Source organism: Rathayibacter sp. Leaf299 (genome assembly GCF_001423055.1).
GTDB lineage: Bacteria > Actinomycetota > Actinomycetes > Actinomycetales > Microbacteriaceae > Rathayibacter > Rathayibacter caricis.
This window is the reverse complement of record NZ_LMNT01000007.1, coordinates 55766-76338: the sequence shown is the minus strand read 5'-3', so window position 1 is coordinate 76338 and position 20573 is coordinate 55766. Positions and strand designations below refer to the sequence as shown.

The window sequence follows — 20573 nt, the reverse complement described above, 5'->3', positions numbered from 1 at the left end:
GTGCGGTTCAGGAGCAGTCAACGCAGCATGCCAGTGCGTCGACGCTTCTTGGGCAAGCGGATCGCCTCGAGAGCGGACTCGTAGCCGGCGCAGACGGCTTCCCACGAGTAGACGGAACGGCCGCGAGCGTAAGACTCCGAGCTCAGGCGCTCCTGGCGGGACTGATCGCGCATGAGGGAGCTGATCGCCGACACGATCGATGTCGGCGTCGGTTCGGCGAATTCCGCCGTGTCCGCGAGGACCTCGCGGTTGTACACCGTGTCACGCGCCACAGTCGGCGCCCCGCACGACATCGCCTGCACGAGAGCCGGATTCGTCCCTCCGACGCTGTGCCCATGGAAATAGACGCCCGCGTGCTGCCACAGAGCGAAGAGTTTGCGGTCGTCGCTGACGTGACCGAGCCAGGTGACCTTCTCCTCGGAGGCGGCCAGGTTCTCGGCCATCTCGTCGAGCTCGCCGCCGTAGCCGGAGGAGCCGACGATCACGACGGGCCACGTCTTGCCGATAGTTGCGGCAGCTTCCAGGAACTCGGGGACGGTGTTCTCGGGAACGAAGCGGGCGACGATCAGCACGTAGCCGCGGTGAGGAAAACCCTCGACTTCCGGAAGCGGCCCCGGGTCGTCGCCGCCGTAAGGGATGAACGTGCCGTCGCGCTTGAAGTCCTTCTTCCACCGCCGTGAGATCTCGACAGCGTCGTAGATCAGCTCGTCGCCGAACATCGCAGTCGCCTTCGCGCCACTGCGGAAGACGCCCTTCGCAAGCCGGCCCCATTTGGCGCGATCCCATTCGATCCCGTCGACGTTCACCGCGGTCGGGATGCCTCGCCCCCGGAGCAGCGGCAGCCAGAAGCCGTTGGCGACGTTCATCACCAGGGCGACATCCGGCTTGCGGCGGACGGCGTCCAGACATGCGGTGAGGCCGTAGGTGAGGGTGCTCAATGATTTGGACTCGATACCGCGTGTCACCCGAGTGCTCACCCGCGGATCGCGGCCGGGGTCGTCGTCCTTGGTCGAGCCGTCTCGGCCGTAGACCGTCACGTCCCAGCCCCGTTCAGCCAGGTACGGAGCGAGTCTGCGGACCGCGGTCTCGAAGCCTCCGTAGTAGCTCGGGTACCCGCGGGTCCCGATGATCGCAACGGACTTCGACATTCCGTCTCCGCCTCTCGATGAAGTGCTGGATGGATGGGTGTTGGGCGCGGACGTCCCGCTCGTGAGCGAGCCCGCCCCGGTCCGGTCGTTCAGCGGTGGCTTGTACAGCCGTCGCGCCTGCAGGATCTGCGCGGCCGCGGGAGCCAGTGTCCGTGCACCGTTGAGGCTGCGTCGCGCGATCGCCACCGCGAAGTCCCTGCGGCTCGGCCCGATCTCGGGGTGCTCGAGTCGGTACTCGCGCTCCGGAGGAAGGAGCGCCCGCGACACCAGGCGCGGCCGCTCGCTCCACGGTGCGGTCGTGATCGCCGCGAGCCACGCCGCGGCTCTGCCCGCACCGACGGAGGAGGCATGCAGATTCCATGCGGCGAGAGCGCGCGGGTCGAAGGGGGCTTCGGGCGTCTCGAGGCCGATCTGCTGCAGGAACGGTCGAAGGGTCTCGACGGACCCCGTCCTGGTTGCGAATTCGACGAGAACCTCCGCATCCAGATCCGCCCGGCCGCCGGACCACTCCTCGACGAGCTCGGCGAGTTCGGAGCGGTTGCGTGCGACGTGCATCTCGCGCAGGCAGTGGAGGGCGAGCATGGCGGAATTCGCGACGGGGTCAGCGCAGACCACCTCGGTCTCGGCGATCCGAGTGGTCCCTCGCCGGGCCCAGATCGTCTCGAAGACGTGTTTCTCCGGAGCGAGGAACCCGAGGAAGCCGTGGTGCACGTCGATGTCGCAGGGCCATTCCGGGTGGAAGAGAGTGACGGCGTGATTCTCCAGAATCCTCGGCACATCGGCGACGAACCTCTCCTGCCACCCTCGGAGTCGGAGTGCGGTGACGAGATCCCCGATCTTCTCAGGGTCGACGAGCACGTCGGCGTCGCTCGACATGCGAGGAGAGCGCAGCTTCTGCTCGGAGAGCACCGGACCCTTCACACAGAGCGACCGGACGCCGATGCTCTCAGCGACGTGCGCGGTGAGGGCATGGGCCAGTTGGACGGCCGTCGCGACGCCGAGCGCTCGTGCGTCACTCACGATGCCCTCCGTGCGGCGTCGACGGACGCTTCCGCCGCCGAGACGATGATGTGGGCGTCCGCCAGCTGTACGAGGAACGCGGAGACGTCCTCGAGGATCGCCGCCCGCCCTCTATTGAAAGCCCCGGCGAGGTGGCGAGCGATGTCCTCCTGAGAGGAGACGCCGTCGATCTCATTCCAGACGGCGAGAGCCGAGCCCGTGAGCACGAGGGGACGAGATTCCTCGTGGTCGAGCTCGAGGAGAGTGACCTTGGAGGTCTCCTCGATGACGGCGATCGATGCCGCCTTCCTCCATGCTCGACTACTCGCGGTCAACAGCCCACTCGCTCCGTATTCCACCTGGTGTCGTCAGTGCGCCGCGGTCTGAGCCGCGTACTTCGCCTCGGTCGCAGCCTTCTGCGGACGCCACCAGGACTCGTTCTCGCGGTACCACTTCACGGTCGCGGCGAGGCCGGACTCGAAGTCGGTGTAGCGGGGCTCCCAGCCGAGCTCGGAGCGCAGGCGGGTCGAGTCGATCGCGTAGCGGAGATCGTGACCGGGGCGGTCGGTGACGTGGTCGAAGGCGTTCTCGGCGAGGCCGAACTCGTCGAGGATCAGCGTGACGACCTCGAGGTTGTTCTTCTCGCCGTCGGCGCCGATGAGGTAGGTCTCGCCGATCTCACCGCGGTCGATGATCGCCCAGACACCGCTGTTGTGGTCGTCGACGTGGATCCAGTCGCGCACGTTCTCGCCGGCTCCGTAGAGCTTCGGGCGGATGCCGTCGATGACGTTCGTGATCTGGCGGGGGATGAACTTCTCGACGTGCTGGTAGGGCCCGTAGTTGTTGGAGCAGTTCGAGATCGTCGCCTTCACGCCGAACGAGCGGACCCAGGCGCGTACAAGCAGGTCGCTGCCGGCCTTGGTCGAGGAGTAAGGGCTCGAGGGGTTGTACGGCGTCTGCTCGGTGAACTTCGCCGGGTCGTCGAGTTCGAGGTCGCCGTAGACCTCGTCGGTCGAGATGTGGTGGTAGCGGACGTCGTGCTTCCGGACGGCCTGCAGCAGGGTGTAAGTGCCGATGATGTTGGTCTCGAGGAACGGGGCCGGGTCGTTCAGCGAGTTGTCGTTGTGCGACTCGGCGGCGAAGTGGACGACCAGATCGGACTCGGCGACGAGCCGGTCGACGAGATCGGCATCGGCGATGTCTCCCTCGACCAGGGTGATGCGGTCGGCGACGGGCGCGAGGGAGTCGCGGTTGCCGGCGTAGGTCAGCTTGTCGAGCACGGTGATCTCGCTGTCCGGGCGCTCGCTCAGCGTGAGGTGGACGAAGTTGCTGCCGATGAAGCCGGCGCCGCCGGTGACGAGGATTCGCACGAGTGCTCCTGCAGGTGGTGTGGGCTGGTGGACTGAGGGAACGGAGGCGGTGTCGCTCGTCATCGACGGTAGTGCAGGAGCGATGCGCGGCTCGTCGTCAGAACGACGAGGACTCGAGCGCGAGGAGCCGCTGGAGGTAGGCACCGTAGCCGCTCTTGACCAGCGGTGCGGCGAGCTCGGCGAGCGCGGAGTCGTCGATCCAGCCGTTGCGCCAGGCGATCTCCTCGATGCACCCGATCTTGAAGCCCTGGCGCTGCTCGATCACCCTGACGAACTCGGTCGCCTCGATCATCGAGTCGAACGTGCCGGTGTCGAGCCACGCGGTGCCGCGGTCCAGGACCTGGACGTTCAGCCGGTCGGCTTCGAGGTATCGCTCGTTGATCGTCGAGATCTCGAGCTCGCCTCGGGCCGACGGACGGATCGTCTTGGCGATCGCCACCACGTCGTTGTCATAGAAGTACAGTCCGGGTACCGCGTAATTGCTCTTCGGCCTCGCCGGCTTCTCCTCGATCGAGAGGGCGTGGAAGTCCGCGTCGAACTCCACCACGCCGTACGCCCGCGGGTCCGCGACCTGGTAGGCGAAGATCACGGCGCCCTCGACATCGGCGTTGGCGGCGAGGGCGGTGCCCAGCGCCGTCCCGTGGAAGATGTTGTCGCCCAGGACGAGTGCGACCGAGTCGTCGCCGATGAACTCCTCGCCGATCAGGAACGCCTGCGCGAGCCCGTCCGGCGACTCCTGCACGGCGTAGGAGAGCGACATTCCCAGCGAGGCGCCGTCGCCCAGCAGCGACTTGAACTGCTCGTTGTACTCGGGAGTGGTGATGACGAGGACCTCGCGGATCCCGGCCATCATCAGCGTCGACAGCGGGTAGTACACCATCGGCTTGTCGTAGATCGGCATCAGCTGCTTGGAGATGCCCTTGGTGATCGGCCAGAGCCGCGTGCCCGAACCGCCCGCGAGGATGATGCCCTTCACGAGGACACCCCGATCGCGGGGACGAGGGCGGGCGCGGAGGAAGCGGGAGGGGTCCCGATCGCCGAGGAGGAGGAGCGCTGATGGATCTGCACGGTGCTCGACACTAATCGCTGCGTGTTTCGTCTCCGTTGCCTGGCGCGCTCCGGGAGCGCTTTCCGAGGGCGAGGCCTGGCCCCCCTTCGTATGGCACGCGACGCCTCCAACGCTCGCGAAAATCCTCCGAGTATCATTGCCGCGTTATGGCACGCATCTACGACTGCTCCGTCGACACGGACCTCCTCACCGGCACTCGTCTCGCGCGGACGGCGATCGGGCGGGGTGAGCTGGTCGTCCTGCCGACCGACACGGTCTACGGAGTCGCCGCGAACGCCTTCGACGCCGCGGCCGTGCAGCGCCTGCTCGACGCGAAGGGACGTACGAGGCAGTCGCCTCCGCCCGTGCTCATCGGAGACGTGGCGGCACTCGACGCTCTCGCCGAGAACGTCCCCGACGCCGTGCGCGAGCTCGCGAAGGCGTTCTGGCCCGGCGGTCTGACGATCGTGCTGCACGCGCAGCCGTCGCTCATCTGGGATCTGGGGGAGACCCGGGGGACCGTGGCGCTGCGGATGCCCGACAATCCTGTGACGCTCGAGCTACTCGCCGAGACGGGGCCTCTGGCCGTGTCCTCCGCGAACCGGACCGGCCGTCCCTCCGCCACCACCGCCCAGGAGGCGTTCGAGCAGCTCGGCGACGCGGTCGACGTGTACCTCGACGCGGGGACTGCGGGGACCGGCTACGGGGAACGTCCCGCAGGAGCGAGCGAGTCGTCGACGATCGTCGACGCAACGGCGCTCAGCTTCGACGGCGGCACCCTGCGCATCCTGCGCCAGGGCGTTGTCTCCGCCGAGCGGATCCGCGAGGTGGTCGGTGCGCTGCTGCCCGGCGAGACCGACGACGTGCCGACGTCCGGCGACACCACCGAGGCGACGGACGACTCCGTCTCGACGGAGGCGCGGGACGAGCCGGCTCCCTCCGCCCGACCCGACTGGGCCTCCGGAGCGCGCCTGCAGGACGAGCCGAGCGGCACCGCGCGCCCCGACTCCGCCCCGGGTGAGTAGCCCGTGATCGCCTTCGTCCTCGTCTCGCTCGCCTGCGCGGTCGTGACGTTCGTTCTGTCCTTCGCGATCTGGCGGCTGGCCCTGCGCTACCGGCTCTATCCGAAGATCCGCAATCGCGACGTGCACACGCGGCCCACGCCCCGTCTCGGCGGGATCGCCATGTTCCTCGGGATGGTGGCGTCGTTCGGTATCGCCTCGCAGGTCCCGTACTTCCGGCTCGTGTTCGCGAACCCCGAGCCGATCCTCGCGATCCTCGGGGCGAGCCTCCTCATCGTCCTGATCGGGGTCGCCGACGACATCTGGGACCTCGACTGGACCACGAAGCTCGCCGGTCAGCTGATCGCGGCCGGTCTGATCGCCTGGAAGGGCGTGCAGATCGTGTCGCTGCCCATCGGCGGGCTCACGGTCGGATCGCCGTGGATGTCGCTGATCATCACGGTGCTCGCCATCGTCCTCGTGACCAACGCCCTGAACTTCATCGACGGCCTGGACGGTCTGGTCGCCGGCGTCGCACTGATCGCCAACGGCGTGTTCTTCCTCTACAGCTACCTGCTCGTCCAGCGGACGTCGCCCACCGACTACTTCAACCTCGCCTCGCTGATCGCGGTCGTGCTGGTCGGGGCGTGCGCGGGCTTCCTCCCGATCAACTGGCGGCCCGCGCGCATGTTCATGGGCGACGGGGGAGCGCTGCTCGTCGGGATGCTGATGGCCACGGCCGCGATCGCCGTCACCGGGCAGATCGACCCCGCTCAGTTGAAGGCGAAGGAGCTCCTGCCGGCGTTCATCCCGATCATCCTGCCGTTCGCGGTGCTGATCGTGCCGCTGATGGACTTCGGCCTCGCCGTGATCCGCAGGCTCCGCGCGGGGAAGTCGCCGTTCAGCGCCGACCGCAAGCACCTCCACCACCGTCTCCTCGACATGGGGCACTCGCACCTGCACGCTGTCCTGATCTTCTACTCCTGGACAGCGGTCGTCGCTTTCGGCTGCCTCCTGATCTTCGTCGTCGACGTGATCTGGATCCCGCTCGCGTTCCTCGGTGTCGGGCTGCTCGCCTGCACGGTCGTCACGCTCGCTCCACTGAGCCGCCGCAAGAAGCTCGAAGCCGCCGCCCAGTCGGCGGAGGCGTCCCCCGTACTCGATCCCCTCGACCGCGCGTCCGCAGCAGACCCGGTCGACACTCCGGTCGGCCTGCCGATCGGCCTGGACACCGCAGCGCCCTCCGCGGCGCGGAAGGAAGCATCATGACCGGAGACACCCCGGCCACCACCCGTCCCCAGCCCGCCTCCGTGCCCATCCTGCGCCGCACCCTCGTGCTGGGCGGCGTGTTCATCGCCGCTCTCGCCGTGGTCGGCGCGATCGTCGGCGCCCTGGTCGCCGGGGGAGAGGGCGCGATCGGCGCGCTCGTCGGGGCGGTCATCGGCGGAGTGATGGTCGCGCTCACGGCGGTGAGCATCCTGGTCGCGAACCGGCTCGACATCGGCGGCTTCTTCGCCGTCGTGCTCGGCATGTGGCTGGCGAAGTTCGTGCTGTTCGTCATCGCGGCCCTGGTCCTCCGCGACCAGCCGTGGCTGAACAGCACGGCCATGTTCGTGACGATCATCGTCGCGGTGCTCGGCTCACTCGCGATCGACGTCCTCGTGGTGTCGCGTTCGCGGATGCCGAACGTGAGCGACATCGCCAGGTGAACGCCACCCGTGCACTGTCTGAGAACGAGACGATTCGGCTCTCAGGCCGTTCTGTTGCTACAGTAGGGACGAATCCGCAGGCGAACGTGTGCCCGTCCTCAGGTCGTCTCATCGTTGATGTCGGTCGTCGAGTACGAGCGTCGTCCGAGCGGAAAGACCCCCACCTTTCGTCGTCGCGAGAGCGTTGTGTCCGAATGATGAAGATCATCCGGTTGCCGCGTGCCACGCCCCGAATTCCAGGAGCTAGCGCTGTTTGCTAACGCTGTGACCCTGTTGGTCTCTGCCTCGACCGGTGAGAGTGACTTCCACACCCCGTCGATCTCTGAGTTCTTCCCGCCCGGTTTCCTCTTCGTGGACACCCCCTTCGAGATCAACCGCGTCATGATGGTCCGCTTCATCGCGGTCATCGCGCTGATGCTGTTCTTCTGGCTCGGGACGCGCAAGATGCGCATCGTGCCCGGACGCTTCCAGAGCGTCGTCGAGATGGCCTTCGACTTCGTGCGCGTCACGATCGCGAAGGACATCCTCGGCGAGAAGGACGCACGCCGCTTCCTGCCGATCCTGGTGACGATCTTCTTCGCGATCATCGCGATGAACCTCACCGGCATCGTGCCGTTCCTCAACATCGCGGGAACGTCCGTCGTCGGCATGCCGCTCTTCCTCGGTCTGGTGGCCTACGTCACCTTCATCTACGCCGGCATCAAGGACCGCGGGATGGGCTTCTTCAAGAACGCCCTGTTCCCGCCCGGAGCCCCGTTCCTCATCTACTTCATCCTCACGCCGATCGAGCTGCTGCAGACGTTCATCATCCGTCCGCTCTCGCTCGCCCTGCGACTGGTCATGAACATGATCGTCGGGCACCTCCTGCTGGTCCTCTGCTTCTCGGCCACGCAGTTCTTCCTCTTCAGCTCGCAGGTCGACCCGGGCTTCAAGCTCTTCGGTGTCGTGACCTTCGCCTTCGGAGGCGCCTTCACGCTCTTCGAGCTGCTCGTCGCCGTCCTCCAGGCGTACATCTTCACTCTTCTCGCTGCGGTCTACATCCAGTTGGCCGTCGCCGAGGAGCACTGACACCTCAACTCACGGGCTCCCACCCGTTCATACGATCACCCCACTGAAAGGACCCACTCGTGGACTCAGTCACCGTTCTCGCCGAACTCACCGGCAACATCGCGACGGTCGGTTACGGCCTCGCAGCGATCGGCCCCGGCATCGGTGTCGGCATCGTCGCGGGCAAGACCGTCGAGGCGATGGCGCGCCAGCCCGAGATGGCCGGCCGCCTCCAGACCACGATGTTCCTCGGCATCGCGTTCACCGAGGTGCTCGCCCTCATCGGCCTCGCCACCTACTTCATCTTCGCGGCGTAGTCGTGTTCAGCACCGCTGTGAACATCGCTGCGGAAGAAGGTGACGTCCCCGCGGTCATTCTGATCCCGGAGTTCTACGACTTCTTCTGGTCGGGGGTGATCTTCCTCATCCTCCTGTTCTTCTTCTGGAAGCTGGTCCTGCCGCGCATCCAGAAGCTGCTCGACGCGCGGTCCGCCGCCATCGAGGGGAACATCGCCAAGGCCGACGAGGCTCAGCGCCAGGCGGAAGCCGCTCTCGAGAAGTACACCGCTCAGCTCGCGGAAGCGCGCGCCGAAGCCGGAGTGATCCGCGAGAAGGCCAACGCCGACGGCAACGCGATCGTGGCGGCGAAGAAGGAGCAGGCTCAGGCCGAGGCCGAGCGCATCCTGCACAACGCGCACGCCCAGATCGAGGCGGACCGTCAGGCCGCCGTCGTCGCCCTGCGCTCCGAAGTCGGAACCCTCGCCATCGACCTCGCCTCCGGCGTGATCGGCGAGAGCCTCAACGACGACGCGAAGGCGTCCGCGATCGTGGACCGCTTCCTCGCCGACCTCGAGGCCTCGGAGAAGGCGAACAGCTGATGGGGAGCGCGTCACGACAGGCCCTGGCTGCCGCGAAGGCGGAGCTGTCCGCGTTCCACGGCCACGTGTCGCTCGAGGACGCTCAGCAGCTCTTCGAAGCGGCGCGGGTCATCGACTCGCAGGCCCAGCTGCGTTCGGCCCTCTCGGACCCGAGCGTGGACGCGGCGACCAAGCGGGCTCTCGTGGCTCGCGTGTTCGCTCCGTTCGGGGTCAACGCGAAGCGCCTGCTGACCGTGATCGCGGGCCACCGCTGGTCGAGCCCGAGCGACCTCGTCGCCGGGATCGAGGAGGTCGGGGTCCGTGCGATCGCGACGTCCGCTCCGGAGGGCGTCTCGATCGAGCGCGAGCTGCAGATGTTCGGCGCGGTCGTCTCGTCCGACGCCGAGCTCGAGCTGGCTCTCGGCAGCAAGCTGGCCGCGTCCGACTCGAAGGTCTCGCTCGTCCAGCGCCTCCTCGAGGGCAAGGCCTCGGCTGAGACCCTCGCGATCCTCCGGCAGCTGATCGCGCACCCGCGCGGTCGCCGCATCCCGGAGCTCGTCCGATTCGCCGCCGGCGTCGTCGCCGACCAGGGCGGTTTCACCATCGCCACGGTCTCGGTCGCGTCCCCGCTCCCGCCGCACCAGCTCGACCGGCTCCGGTCCGCGCTCTCGCGGCAGTACGACCGGCCCGTCTCCGTCAACATGCTCGTCGATCCCTCCCTCCTGGGCGGCATGCGACTGCAGGTCGGCGACGAGGTCATCGACGGGACCGTGTCCGCACGGCTCTCCGACCTGAAGCTCCAGCTCGCGTCCTGACGGACGCACGTATCCTCAGGAAGCGGCTCGCGCCGCCTCCGACCTCCGCACCACCAGGTCAGGCCCCGACGACCGCTTCGGCTCGCACGGACCCAACGAATAGGAATTCCCATGGCAGATATCACCATCAGCCCGGATGAGATCCGCGACGCGCTGAAGGACTTCGTCTCGTCGTACGAGCCGGGCAAGGCCTCCACCACCGAGGTCGGCTACGTCATCGACGCCGCCGACGGCATCGCCCACGTCGAGGGACTCCCCGGCGTCATGGCCAACGAGCTCATCCGCTTCTCGAACGGAGTCCTGGGCCTCGCCCAGAACCTCGACGAGAACGAGATCGGCGTCGTCGTCCTCGGCGAGTTCTCCGGCATCGAGGAGGGCATGGAGGTCACCCGCACGGGCGAGGTCCTCTCCGTCCCCGTCGGCGACGGCTACCTCGGCCGTGTGGTCGACCCGCTCGGCAACCCGATCGACGGCCTCGGCGACATCGCCTCCGAGGGTCGCCGCGCTCTCGAGCTGCAGGCGCCCGGCGTCATGTCGCGCAAGTCGGTCCACGAGCCGCTGCAGACCGGCATCAAGGCCATCGACGCGATGATCCCCGTCGGCCGCGGCCAGCGCCAGCTGATCATCGGCGACCGCCAGACCGGCAAGACGGCGATCGCGATCGACACGATCATCAACCAGAAGGCCAACTGGGAGTCGGGCGACACGAACAAGCAGGTCCGCTGCATCTACGTCGCCATCGGCCAGAAGGGCTCGACCATCGCCTCGGTGAAGGGCGCGCTCGAGGACGCCGGAGCCATGGAGTACACGACCATCGTCGCGTCCCCGGCCTCCGACCCCGCCGGCTTCAAGTACCTCGCCCCCTACACCGGCTCGGCCATCGGCCAGCACTGGATGTACGGCGGCAAGCACGTCCTGATCATCTTCGACGACCTGTCGAAGCAGGCCGAGGCCTACCGCGCCGTGTCGCTCCTCCTGCGCCGCCCGCCGGGACGCGAGGCGTACCCGGGTGACGTCTTCTACCTGCACTCCCGCCTGCTGGAGCGTTGCGCGAAGCTGTCCGACGAGCTCGGCGCCGGATCGATGACGGGTCTCCCGATCATCGAGACCAAGGCGAACGACGTCTCGGCGTACATCCCGACCAACGTGATCTCGATCACCGACGGCCAGATCTTCCTCCAGTCCGACCTCTTCAACGCCAACCAGCGTCCGGCGGTCGACGTGGGCATCTCGGTGTCGCGAGTCGGCGGCGACGCCCAGGTCAAGTCGATCAAGAAGGTCTCCGGAACGCTGAAGCTCGAACTCGCGCAGTACCGCTCGCTCGAGGCTTTCGCGATGTTCGCGTCCGACCTCGACGCGGCATCGCGCCGCCAGCTCGCTCGTGGCGCGCGCCTGACCGAGCTGCTCAAGCAGCCGCAGTACTCGCCGTACCCCGTGGAGGAGCAGGTCGTCTCGATCTGGGCCGGCACGAACGGCAAGCTCGACGAGGTGCCCGTCCCCGACGTGCTGCGCTTCGAGCGCGAGCTGCTCGACTACCTGGGCCGCAACACGCAGGTCCTCTCCACGCTGCGCGACACCAACGTGCTCTCGGACGACGTCGTCGCCGAGCTGTCCCGTGCCGTCGACGGTTTCAAGCTCGAGTTCCAGACCGGCGAGGGCAAGCCCCGCGCCTCGGTCGGGCGCGAGGAGCACCAGGCGATCTCGGCCGACGAGGTCGGCCAGGAGAAGATCGTCAAGGGCCGTCGCTAACAGCGGCACCCCGGCGATTCGTCACACAAGGACTACAGGAGACACATGGGAGCGCAACTTCGGGTCTACCGGTCGAAGATCCGTTCGGCCCAGACGACCAAGAAGATCACTCGGGCCATGGAGCTGATCTCGGCCTCGCGCATCCAGAAGGCGCAGAACCGCGTCGCCGCCGCGGCTCCGTACTCGAACGCCATCACGCGGGCCGTTTCGGCCGTCGCGACCTACTCGAACGTCGAGCACCCGCTCACGACCGAGCGCGAGAAGCTCGACACGGCCGCGATCGTGATCTTCACCTCCGACCGCGGACTCGCGGGAGCCTTCTCCTCGAGCGTGCTCAAGGAGGCGGAGGAGCTGGCCTCGCTGCTGCGCAGCGAAGGCAAGGAGGTCGTCTTCTACCTGGTCGGCCGCAAGGCCAACGCGTACTTCTCGTTCCGGAAGCGCCCCAGCGTGCGCGTCTGGACCGGAGGCACCGACCAGCCCGTGTTCGAGACGGCGAAGGAGATCGCGGACGCGGTCGTCGAGTCGTACAACCTCGATGACGAGGAGGGCGGCGTGGACGAGATTCACCTCGTGTACAACCGCTTCGTCAGCATGGTGACGCAGCAGCCGACGGTCGTCCGTCTGCTGCCGCTCGAGGTCGTCGAGGGCGCGGAGGACCAGAACAGCGAGCTCTACCCGCTGTACGAGTTCGAGCCCGACCCCGAGACGGTTCTCGACCGCCTCCTCCCGGTCTACGTCGAGAGCCGCATCTTCAACGCGATGCTGCAGTCGGCGGCGTCGGAGCACGCGGCGCGTCAGAAGGCGATGAAGTCGGCGAGCGACAACGCCGACACGCTGATCAAGACGTACACGCGACTGGCCAACAACGCGCGCCAGACCGAGATCACGCAGCAGATCGCCGAGATCGTCGGCGGCGCCGACGCCCTGTCGTCCGCCAAGTAGACGGCTCACCTCCCAGACACGAAGACTCCGCGCCCCTGGTGCGGTGAGACCAAGAAGGAAGAAGCAATGACACTGACCGCACCTGAGGCGGCGACCGGGACTTCGGGCGGGGCCATCGGCCGCATCGCCCGCGTCACCGGCCCCGTCGTTGACATCGAGTTCCCCCACGACGCGATCCCCGAGGTCTACAACGCGCTCTACACGCACGTCGAGGTCGAGGGCGTCTCGAGCAAGCTGACCTTCGAGGTCGCGCAGCACCTGGGCGACGACCTCGTCCGCGCCATCTCGCTCAACCCGACCGACGGACTCGTCCGCGGCCAGGAGGTCCACGACACCGGCCTGCCGATCTCGGTTCCCGTCGGCGACGTGACCAAGGGCAAGGTCTTCAACGTGATCGGCGAGGTCCTCAACGCTGACGCCGACGGCAAGATCAACGGCGAGTCGTTCGAGATCACCGAGCGCTGGCCGATCCACCGCAAGCCGCCGGCGTTCGACCAGCTCGAGTCGAAGACCGAGTTGTTCGAGACCGGCATCAAGGTCATCGACCTCCTCACTCCGTATGTGCAGGGCGGCAAGATCGGCCTGTTCGGTGGAGCGGGCGTCGGCAAGACCGTCCTCATCCAGGAGATGATCCAGCGCGTCGCGCAGGACCACGGTGGAGTGTCCGTGTTCGCCGGTGTCGGCGAGCGCACCCGTGAGGGCAACGACCTCATCGCCGAGATGGAGGAGGCGGGCGTCTTCGACAAGACCGCCCTCGTCTTCGGCCAGATGGACGAGCCGCCGGGAACCCGCCTCCGTGTCGCCCTGTCGGCGCTCACGATGGCGGAGTACTTCCGCGACGTGCAGAAGCAGGACGTGCTGCTTTTCATCGACAACATCTTCCGCTTCACACAGGCCGGCTCGGAGGTGTCGACCCTCCTGGGCCGCATGCCCTCCGCGGTGGGATACCAGCCGAACCTCGCCGACGAGATGGGTGTGCTCCAGGAGCGCATCACGTCGACCCGCGGTCACTCGATCACCTCGCTGCAGGCGATCTACGTCCCCGCGGACGACTACACCGACCCGGCGCCGGCGACCACCTTCGCGCACCTCGACGCCACCACCGAGCTCTCGCGTGAGATCGCGTCGAAGGGCCTGTACCCGGCTGTCGACCCGCTCACCTCGACCTCGCGGATCCTCGACCCCCGCTACCTGGGCGCCGACCACTACCGCGTGGCGACGAACGTGAAGCAGATCCTGCAGAAGAACAAGGAGCTGCAGGAGATCATCGCGATCCTCGGTGTCGACGAGCTCTCCGAAGAGGACAAGATCACGGTGTCGCGTGCGCGCCGCATCCAGCAGTTCCTCTCGCAGAACACCTACATGGCGAAGAAGTTCACCGGTGTCGAGGGATCGACCGTGCCGCTCAAGGACACGATCGAGTCGTTCGACGCGATCACCAAGGGCGAGTTTGACCACGTGGCCGAGCAGGCGTTCTTCAACGTCGGTTCGATCTCGGACGTCGAGGAGAAGTGGGTCCAGATCCAGAAGGAGAACGGCTGACCATGGCCGGGACCCTGAAGGTCAGCGTCGTCTCCGCCAACGCGGAGGTGTGGTCGGGAGAGGCGAAGCAGCTCACGGCCCGCACCGTCGAGGGTGAGATCGGTATTCTCGCCGGCCACGAGCCGCTGCTCGCGATCCTCGCCACCGGCGAGGTGCGCGTCACCGCGGCCGACGGCACGCGCATCACCGCGCAGGCCGACGACGGATTCCTGTCCGTCGAGAACGACGTCGTCACGGTCGTCGCCCGCGAGGCGGCGCTCGTCTGAGACACCCGCCGCACTCCGCGGCACCGGAGGGGCCGGGCGATCATCACGATCGCCCGGCCCCTCCGTCGTGCGCCGTCCGCGGCGCGAGAACCTGCGAGGAGATCCGTGCACGTCCTGCTGCCGCCGTCCGAGACGAAGCGCTCGGGCGGATCCTCCGTCTTCGTACTCGAGGACCTGGCGTTCCCGGAACTCGCGGGGCGCCGACGAGAGCTGCGGGACGCGCTGGTGCGGCTCGCGCACGATCGCGAGGCGTCGGCGCGTGCTCTGAAGCTCGGGCCGCGGCAGCTCTCCGAGATCGATCGCAATGCGGCGCTGACGACGGCACCCGCGATGCCTGCGGTCGACCGCTTCGACGGGGTCCTCTACGACTCGCTGGACGCGGTGGGTCTGGGGGCGGCGGGGCGGGCTTTCCTCGGCCGAACCGTCCTGATCCAGTCCGCCCTCTGGGGGCCGGTACGGGCATCCGACCCGATTCCGGCGTACCGGCTCTCGCACGACTCACGAGTCCCGGGTATGCCGTTGAAGCGCTGGTGGGCGGCGGAAGCGGGTCGCGCTCTGGCGCCGCTGAGTGGTCTCGTGCTCGATCTGCGCAGCGAGGCCTATGCGGCGCTCGGACCGCTCTCGGGGGAGTCGCAGCGTTTCGTGCGCGTGCGGTCCCGGGGCGCCGACGGGTCGCTCCGCAATCTGAACCACTTCAACAAGCAGAGCAAGGGGCTCTTCGTCCGAGCACTGGCGGAGGACGACTTCGCGACCGACTCGATCGAGGAACTCGTGGAGTGGTCCGCGGGCCGGGGCTTCGAGCTCGGGGTCAACGCGCAGTCAGGGGAGCTCGACCTGGTCGTTCCCGAGGCGTGACGCTCAGTCGGCGGCTCGGAAGCATCCTGGGAGATGGTCGTCGACGATGCCGGCGGACTGCTGCAGGGCGTACATCGTGGTGGGGCCGACGAAGCGGAAGCCGGCCGAGCGGAGGGCGCGGGACAGGGCGAGTGACGAGGCCGTCCTGGTCGGCACCTGCTCGCGGGTCGCGGGCCTGCCTCCCGACCGGTCGTCGCGGAACGACCAGACCAGGCGGTCGAGCGCGCCGTCTCCCTCGCTGTCACGCAAGGCGAGCGTGGCCCGGGCGTTCTCGATCGTCGCCGTGATCTTCGGGCGATTGCGGATGATCCCCGGATCGGCCATGAGGCGCTCGACGTCGTCCTCACCGAACCCCGCCACCGACTCCAGGTCGAAGTCGTGGAAGACCTCTCGGAATCGAGGACGCTTCCGGAGGATCGTGATCCAGGAGAGGCCGGACTGGAAACCTTCCAGGCAGATCTTCTCGAGGAGAGGCCGGTCGCCGTGCAGGGGAACGCCCCATTCCTCGTCGTGGTACCGGCGGTACTCCGGATCCCGGCCTGCCCACGCGCAGCGGGCCGTGCCGTCCTCGTCGACGAGGATCCCCTCGTCGTCCGTCATCGGTGCGCGATCCCCTCGTGGTCGAGGAGCCACTTCTTCGTCGCGATCCCCTCACCACCGCTGTACCCGGTGATCCGGCCGTCCCCTGCGAGGACACGGTGGCATCCGACGATGATCGGAACGGGGTTGCGGCCGACGGCGCCGCCGATCGGGCGCCCGGAGTGGAGTCGTCCCGTCGCCAGGCCGAGTGCACCGTAGGAGGTGATCTCGCCCCAGCGGAGGGACTGCAGCGCCGTCCAGATCTCGAGCTGGAAGGCGGTGCCGGTGAGGCTCACCGGCAGGTCGAAGGAGCGGCGCGCTCCGGCGAAGTACTCGTCGAGCTGGTCGACGGCCGCATCGAGCACCGGATCGGTGCTCTCCTCGAGGTGGTCGTGGGGGAGCACGTCGGCCCGCGCGATCGCGAGCGACACGATCGCGCGGCCGTCGCTGCCGATCTCGATCCGGCCGAGCGGGCTCGCCGTGCGGCGCAGGTGGAGGGGAGTCGTTCTCATGCCCCGAGGGTATCCGCCGGCCGCGTGACCGACCGGCGGGAAACGGACATCGGTGGAGCGATCGACGAGGCCGCGTCTGGGGAGGAGGCAGCCGTTCGGTCCTCCACAGCGGCGGGCCGGACGCGGCTCTCCTCCACTGCGGGAGGAGAGCCGCCGGAGGGTCGCACCGGAGCGCCACTGTGCTCCCATGACTCCTCTCGACACGTCCCCGCCCCTCCACCACGGAGCGCTCCTGTCCCGCATCCCGCAGCTCGTCGGCTTCCAGCCGCGCGAGAGCGTCGTGCTCGTCCCGGTGCGTGACGGTGCGCCGACCGGTGCGCTCCGATTCGACCTGCCCGGAGGAGACCCGGTGCTCTCGGCCCGGGCCTTCCTCGGTGCGCTGGGTCGCTTCGGTCGCGCCGACTCCGTCGTCGCGGTGCTGTACGCGGACGATCCGGCGAGATCCGGCGCGGTCGCCTCGGCACTGCGGGCTCGCGCCCGTGAGACGTCGCTCACCTCGTTCGAGGCGATCGGTGCCGAGCCCGAGCCTGCACCGATCGTCGACCCGGCCGGAGGACTCCGGTCAGCGCGGAAGGCGGTGGCGGAGCAGGTCGACCTGCTGCTCGATCGGCATCCGCGGGCCGAGCTGCCAGGAGGGGACCGTGCGAGGGTGGAACAGCTGCTCCGGCGAACGGCGGACGGTCGGGAGATCCCACCCGGACCGGAGCTCACCGCTGCACTGATCGTGAGCGCGCAGCGTCCGGCCTGGGTCGAGCACGCCCTGACGATCCTCCTGGCACCACGGGCGCAGGCGCACCCGGATCACGTGGTCGAGGCGATCGCGCGCGTGGCGGATCTCGCTCCCCGGACCGAGCGGGCTCGCGTCCTCGTGCTTCTCGCAGCGCTGCACTGGTCGTCCGGCGACTCCGCCGCGGCACTCCGTGTCGCCCAGGAAGCGGGCCGCACGGACCCGCACGAGGAGGGAGGACGCCGTCTCCTCGCCGCACTCGAGTGCGGCGAGCGCCCGCCCTGGCGGTTCGCGCACGAGCGCGCCGCCTGAGTCGGCGACGCACGCGTGCCCTCAGAGACGGGCCCAGGCCTCCGTCAGAACGCCTCGCAGGATCTGCTCGATCTCGTCGAACTCCCTCGGACCCGTCGTCAGCGGCGGAGCGAGCTGGACGACCGGATCGCCGCGATCATCCGCTCGGCAGTAGAGACCCGCGTCGAACAGCGCCTTCGACAGGAACCCCCTCAGCAGGCGCTCCGACTCGTCGTCGTCGAAGGTCTCCTTCGTCGCCTTGTCCTTCACGAGTTCGATGCCGAAGAAGTACCCGGCTCCGCGCACGTCTCCGACGATCGGGAGATCGAGCAGCTTCTCGAGGGTCGAGCGGAAGACCGGCGAGTTCTCGCGGACGCGCTCGTTCAGCTTCTCCTCCTCGAAGATGTCGAGGTTCTCGAGGGCGACGGCGGCCGAGACCGGGTGGCCGCCGAAGGTGTAGCCGTGGGGGAAGGAGACCTGGCCATGGCGGAAGGGCTCGTACACGCGGTCGCTGACGATCGTCGCGCCGATGGGGGAGTACCCGCTCGTCATGCCCTTCGCGCAGGTGATCATGTCGGGGACGTAGCCGTACTCGTCGCAGGCGAACATGTGGCCGATGCGGCCGAAGGCGCAGATGACCTCGTCCGAGACGAGGAGGACGTCGTGGCGGTCGCAGATCTCGCGGACGCGCTGGAAGTAGCCGGGCGGGGGCGGGAAGCATCCTCCGGAGTTCTGGACCGGCTCCAGGAACACGGCGGCCACGGTATCCGGCCCCTCGAACTCGATCATCTCCTCGATCCGATCGGCGGCCCAGACGCCGAAGGCCTCGAGGTCGTCGCCGTGCTGGGGAGCGCGGTAGAAGTTCGTGTTCGGCACCCGGAAGCCTCCCGGGACCAGCGGCTCGAACATCGACTTCATCGCCGGGATGCCGGTGATGGCGAGCGCTCCCTGCGGAGTTCCGTGATAGGCCACGGACCGAGAGATGACCTTGTGCTTCCCCGGCTTCCCCTGGAGCTTCCAGAAGTGCTTGGCGAGCTTGAAGGCGGTCTCGACCGCCTCGCCCCCACCGGTGGAGAAGAAGACCCTGTTGAGATCGCCCGGAGCGTGGTCGGCGAGACGGTCGGCGAGCTCGATCGCGCTCGGCGTGGCGTACGACCAGAGCGGGAAGAAGGACAGCTCCGACGCCTGCTTGGCCGCGGCCTCGGCGAGTCGACGGCGACCGTGGCCGGCGTTCACGACGAACAGGCCGGAGAGGCCGTCGATGTACTTCCGGCCCGTGCTGTCCCAGATGTGGTGACCCTCGCCGCGCGTGATGATCGGCACCCCTGCGCCGGAGTCCATGACGGACTGCCGGGTGAAGTGCATCCAGAGATGGTCCTTCGCTTTCTTCTGGAGGTCGGCGTCGTCGATCGGGGCGGGTGCGTCGTCGGCTCGGAACGTCTCTCCGGCGTCGACCGCGTCGGTCGAGAAGGCTGTGTCAGTCATGGCTTACCGCGTTCCCCAGTTGTAGAACTGCTTGTGGAGTTTGAGATAGACGAAGGTCTCGGTCGAGAGGACGCCCGGCAGCGAGCGGATCTCCTGATTGAGCAGTGCGATGAGGTCGTCGTCGTTCTCGCAGACGACCTCGGCGAGGATGTCGAACGTGCCCGCCGTCAGGACCACGTAGTCCACGGCGGGGATGGCGGCGAGGCGATCCGCGACCTCGCGGGTGTCGCCCGTGACGCGCACCCCGATCATCGCCTGACGGTAGAAGCCCAACTGCATCGGGTCCGTCACGGCGACGATCTGCATGACGCCGGATTCTGTGAGCTTCTGGACCCGCTGGCGCACGGCCGCCTCGCTCAGGCCGACCGCCTTGCCGATCTCGGCGTAGGAGCGCCGCCCGTCGGCCTGCAGCTGTTCGATGATCGCCTTCGACACGTCGTCGAGCTGGACCGGGCGCTGCGCAGGAGGGCGGTTGGGACTCATGCGACGATCCTGGCAGTGCGGAACACTCGCAGCAAGTGATTCCGCACGCAGCGGGGGTGTGGAATCACGGATTCCCCCGTCGATCCGGCGCGCTCCCGCCGTCCGTGACAGTCGACGCCGCACGTCGGAACGGAGCGGAGCGCGTGCGAACGGGGTGGAGCACGGGCAGCAAGTAGCATCGGAGGGTTCCCCGCGCCCGGACGGCTGCGGGGGAGCTCAGACGAGGAGTCGCGATGACGCAGATCGGCCGCAGCCGCGCCAGCGTCACCGTGCCCGTCTCGGCCTGGAGCTCGGACACCCCGGCGGCCGAGGTGACCCTGGGGTGGGCGGCCCGCACGGACACCGGTCGGGTCCGCAGCGCGAACCAGGACAGCTACCTCGCGAAGACACCGCTCTTCGCCGTGGCCGACGGGATGGGCGGGCACGCGGCCGGGGAGATCGCCAGTGAGGCCGTCGTCTCGCGGCTGTCGGTCGCCGCGACGGGGACGACCGTGGGAGCCGAGGAGATCGATCGTGCTCTCCGCGACGCGGTCAGCGACATCGCGCGCCACTCCGAAGCGGCCGACCGTGGAACCGGCACCACGGTCACCGGAGCCGCGCTCACCGCCGTCGGGGGAGAGCCGTACTGGTCGATCTTCAACATCGGCGATTCCCGGGTCTACCTGTGGGTGCAGGGATCGCTCGTGCAGCTGACGGTGGACCACTCCGTGGTGCAGGAGCTGGTGGACGCGGGGCTGATCTCCCGGGACGAAGCGGACGTGCACCCCCACAGCAACGTCATCACCCGGGCGGTCGGCTTCCACGAGGCGCCTGTCCCCGACTACCGGCTCGTCCCGGTGATCGCTCCGTCACGCCTCCTGCTGTGCTCGGACGGGTTGACCAAGGAGCTGACGGACGCGGGGCTCGAGCACCTGCTGTCCTCGACCACGAGTGCCCAGGACGCCGTCGACGCGCTCGTGGATGCGGCCCTGGAGAACGGCGGGCGCGACAACGTGACGGCGATCGTCGTCGACGTGCTCGACGTGGTGGGCGACCCCGGCTGATCGCGGCCACCCGGCCGGTGCCGCGCCGTCGCCGGATAGCATGGAGGGAGGAAAGGGCGTTCTCGGTGATCTGCAGCACGTGTGGCTCCACCCTCGCCCCGGGGGC

Annotated in this window: 22 protein-coding genes and 1 pseudogene; 14 read left to right on the top strand and 9 right to left on the bottom strand. The window is 68.2% G+C overall.

Annotated features, from left to right (window positions below):
• Positions 1-17: 17 nt before the first annotated feature.
• The 5 genes and pseudogenes from ASF48_RS19990 to rfbA all read right to left on the bottom strand — a co-directional run bounded on the left by ASF48_RS19990 (position 18) and on the right by rfbA (position 4493).
• Complete coding sequence (locus ASF48_RS19990) at positions 18-1334, bottom strand: glycosyltransferase (RefSeq protein ID WP_230671375.1); 1317 nt, start codon at positions 1332-1334, stop codon at positions 18-20.
• 312 nt (positions 1335-1646) lie between these two features.
• Positions 1647-2057, bottom strand: a pseudogene (locus ASF48_RS20150) (nucleotidyltransferase family protein); the annotation flags it as partial.
• Positions 2058-2164: 107 nt separating this feature from the next.
• Positions 2165-2374 (bottom strand): PqqD family protein, encoded by a 210-nt coding sequence (locus ASF48_RS20145; protein WP_442965585.1) that lies wholly within the window; start codon positions 2372-2374, stop codon positions 2165-2167.
• Positions 2375-2515: 141 nt separating this feature from the next.
• The gene (gene rfbB, locus ASF48_RS18145) at positions 2516-3517 is read right to left on the bottom strand and encodes a dTDP-glucose 4,6-dehydratase (protein WP_055794715.1); all 1002 of its coding nucleotides are present in this window, start codon (positions 3515-3517) and stop codon (positions 2516-2518) included.
• A 97-nt stretch (positions 3518-3614) separates the two neighbouring features.
• Complete coding sequence (rfbA, locus tag ASF48_RS18140) at positions 3615-4493, bottom strand: glucose-1-phosphate thymidylyltransferase RfbA (RefSeq protein WP_055794712.1); 879 nt, start codon at positions 4491-4493, stop codon at positions 3615-3617.
• Between the two features lie 239 nt (positions 4494-4732).
• Between rfbA and ASF48_RS18135 the strand changes: the two genes are divergently transcribed.
• The 12 genes from ASF48_RS18135 (at position 4733) to ASF48_RS18080 (ending at position 15347) form a co-directional block, all read left to right on the top strand.
• Positions 4733-5590 (top strand): L-threonylcarbamoyladenylate synthase, encoded by an 858-nt coding sequence (locus tag ASF48_RS18135; protein WP_082481777.1) that lies wholly within the window; start codon positions 4733-4735, stop codon positions 5588-5590.
• Positions 5591-5593: 3 nt separating this feature from the next.
• Positions 5594-6835: an MraY family glycosyltransferase gene (locus ASF48_RS18130; protein WP_055794710.1), complete on the top strand. Its 1242-nt coding sequence runs from the start codon at positions 5594-5596 to the stop codon at positions 6833-6835.
• A complete protein-coding gene (locus tag ASF48_RS18125) occupies positions 6832-7275 on the top strand; it encodes a hypothetical protein (RefSeq protein ID WP_055794707.1) in 444 nt (147 codons plus the stop codon). Before ASF48_RS18130 ends, ASF48_RS18125 begins: the two co-directional genes overlap by 4 nt.
• Positions 7276-7539: 264 nt before the next feature.
• On the top strand, positions 7540-8343 hold the full coding sequence (atpB, locus tag ASF48_RS18120; RefSeq protein ID WP_055794705.1) for a F0F1 ATP synthase subunit A: 804 nt from the start codon (positions 7540-7542) through the stop codon (positions 8341-8343).
• A gap of 59 nt (positions 8344-8402) precedes the next feature.
• A complete protein-coding gene (locus ASF48_RS18115; RefSeq protein WP_055794702.1) occupies positions 8403-8639 on the top strand; it encodes an ATP synthase F0 subunit C in 237 nt (78 codons plus the stop codon).
• A 2-nt stretch (positions 8640-8641) separates the two neighbouring features.
• A complete protein-coding gene (locus ASF48_RS18110) occupies positions 8642-9199 on the top strand; it encodes a F0F1 ATP synthase subunit B (RefSeq protein WP_055794700.1) in 558 nt (185 codons plus the stop codon).
• On the top strand, positions 9199-9993 hold the full coding sequence (locus ASF48_RS18105) for a F0F1 ATP synthase subunit delta (RefSeq protein ID WP_055794698.1): 795 nt from the start codon (positions 9199-9201) through the stop codon (positions 9991-9993). Before ASF48_RS18110 ends, ASF48_RS18105 begins: the two co-directional genes overlap by 1 nt.
• A gap of 111 nt (positions 9994-10104) precedes the next feature.
• Complete coding sequence (atpA, locus tag ASF48_RS18100) at positions 10105-11742, top strand: F0F1 ATP synthase subunit alpha (RefSeq protein ID WP_055794696.1); 1638 nt, start codon at positions 10105-10107, stop codon at positions 11740-11742.
• Positions 11743-11787: 45 nt separating this feature from the next.
• Positions 11788-12684: a F0F1 ATP synthase subunit gamma gene (locus ASF48_RS18095; protein ID WP_055794694.1), complete on the top strand. Its 897-nt coding sequence runs from the start codon at positions 11788-11790 to the stop codon at positions 12682-12684.
• A gap of 66 nt (positions 12685-12750) precedes the next feature.
• Entirely contained in the window at positions 12751-14226 is a 1476-nt protein-coding gene (gene atpD, locus ASF48_RS18090; protein WP_055794692.1) for a F0F1 ATP synthase subunit beta, read from the top strand.
• Positions 14227-14228: 2 nt separating this feature from the next.
• On the top strand, positions 14229-14492 hold the full coding sequence (locus tag ASF48_RS18085; protein WP_055794690.1) for a F0F1 ATP synthase subunit epsilon: 264 nt from the start codon (positions 14229-14231) through the stop codon (positions 14490-14492).
• Positions 14493-14597: 105 nt separating this feature from the next.
• Positions 14598-15347: a YaaA family protein gene (locus ASF48_RS18080; protein WP_055794688.1), complete on the top strand. Its 750-nt coding sequence runs from the start codon at positions 14598-14600 to the stop codon at positions 15345-15347.
• 3 nt (positions 15348-15350) lie between these two features.
• Here ASF48_RS18080 and ASF48_RS18075 read toward each other — a convergent pair whose 3' ends face one another.
• Positions 15351-15947, bottom strand: a complete 597-nt coding sequence (locus tag ASF48_RS18075) for a DNA-3-methyladenine glycosylase I (protein ID WP_055794686.1) — start codon at positions 15945-15947, stop codon at positions 15351-15353.
• Complete coding sequence (locus ASF48_RS18070) at positions 15944-16438, bottom strand: methylated-DNA--[protein]-cysteine S-methyltransferase (protein WP_055794684.1); 495 nt, start codon at positions 16436-16438, stop codon at positions 15944-15946. The genes ASF48_RS18075 and ASF48_RS18070 overlap by 4 nt, the downstream gene beginning before the upstream one ends.
• Before the next feature lie 187 nt (positions 16439-16625).
• Between ASF48_RS18070 and ASF48_RS18065 the strand changes: the two genes are divergently transcribed.
• Positions 16626-17477: a DUF4192 family protein gene (locus tag ASF48_RS18065; RefSeq protein ID WP_055794680.1), complete on the top strand. Its 852-nt coding sequence runs from the start codon at positions 16626-16628 to the stop codon at positions 17475-17477.
• 21 nt (positions 17478-17498) lie between these two features.
• Here the strand turns inward: ASF48_RS18065 and ASF48_RS18060 are convergent, their stop codons facing one another.
• On the bottom strand, positions 17499-18821 hold the full coding sequence (locus ASF48_RS18060; protein WP_235577283.1) for an aspartate aminotransferase family protein: 1323 nt from the start codon (positions 18819-18821) through the stop codon (positions 17499-17501).
• Between the two features lie 123 nt (positions 18822-18944).
• On the bottom strand, positions 18945-19424 hold the full coding sequence (locus ASF48_RS18055) for an Lrp/AsnC family transcriptional regulator (RefSeq protein ID WP_055794678.1): 480 nt from the start codon (positions 19422-19424) through the stop codon (positions 18945-18947).
• A 233-nt stretch (positions 19425-19657) separates the two neighbouring features.
• Between ASF48_RS18055 and ASF48_RS18050 the strand changes: the two genes are divergently transcribed.
• Positions 19658-20467: a PP2C family protein-serine/threonine phosphatase gene (locus ASF48_RS18050; RefSeq protein WP_055794676.1), complete on the top strand. Its 810-nt coding sequence runs from the start codon at positions 19658-19660 to the stop codon at positions 20465-20467.
• Positions 20468-20573 lie beyond the last annotated feature (106 nt).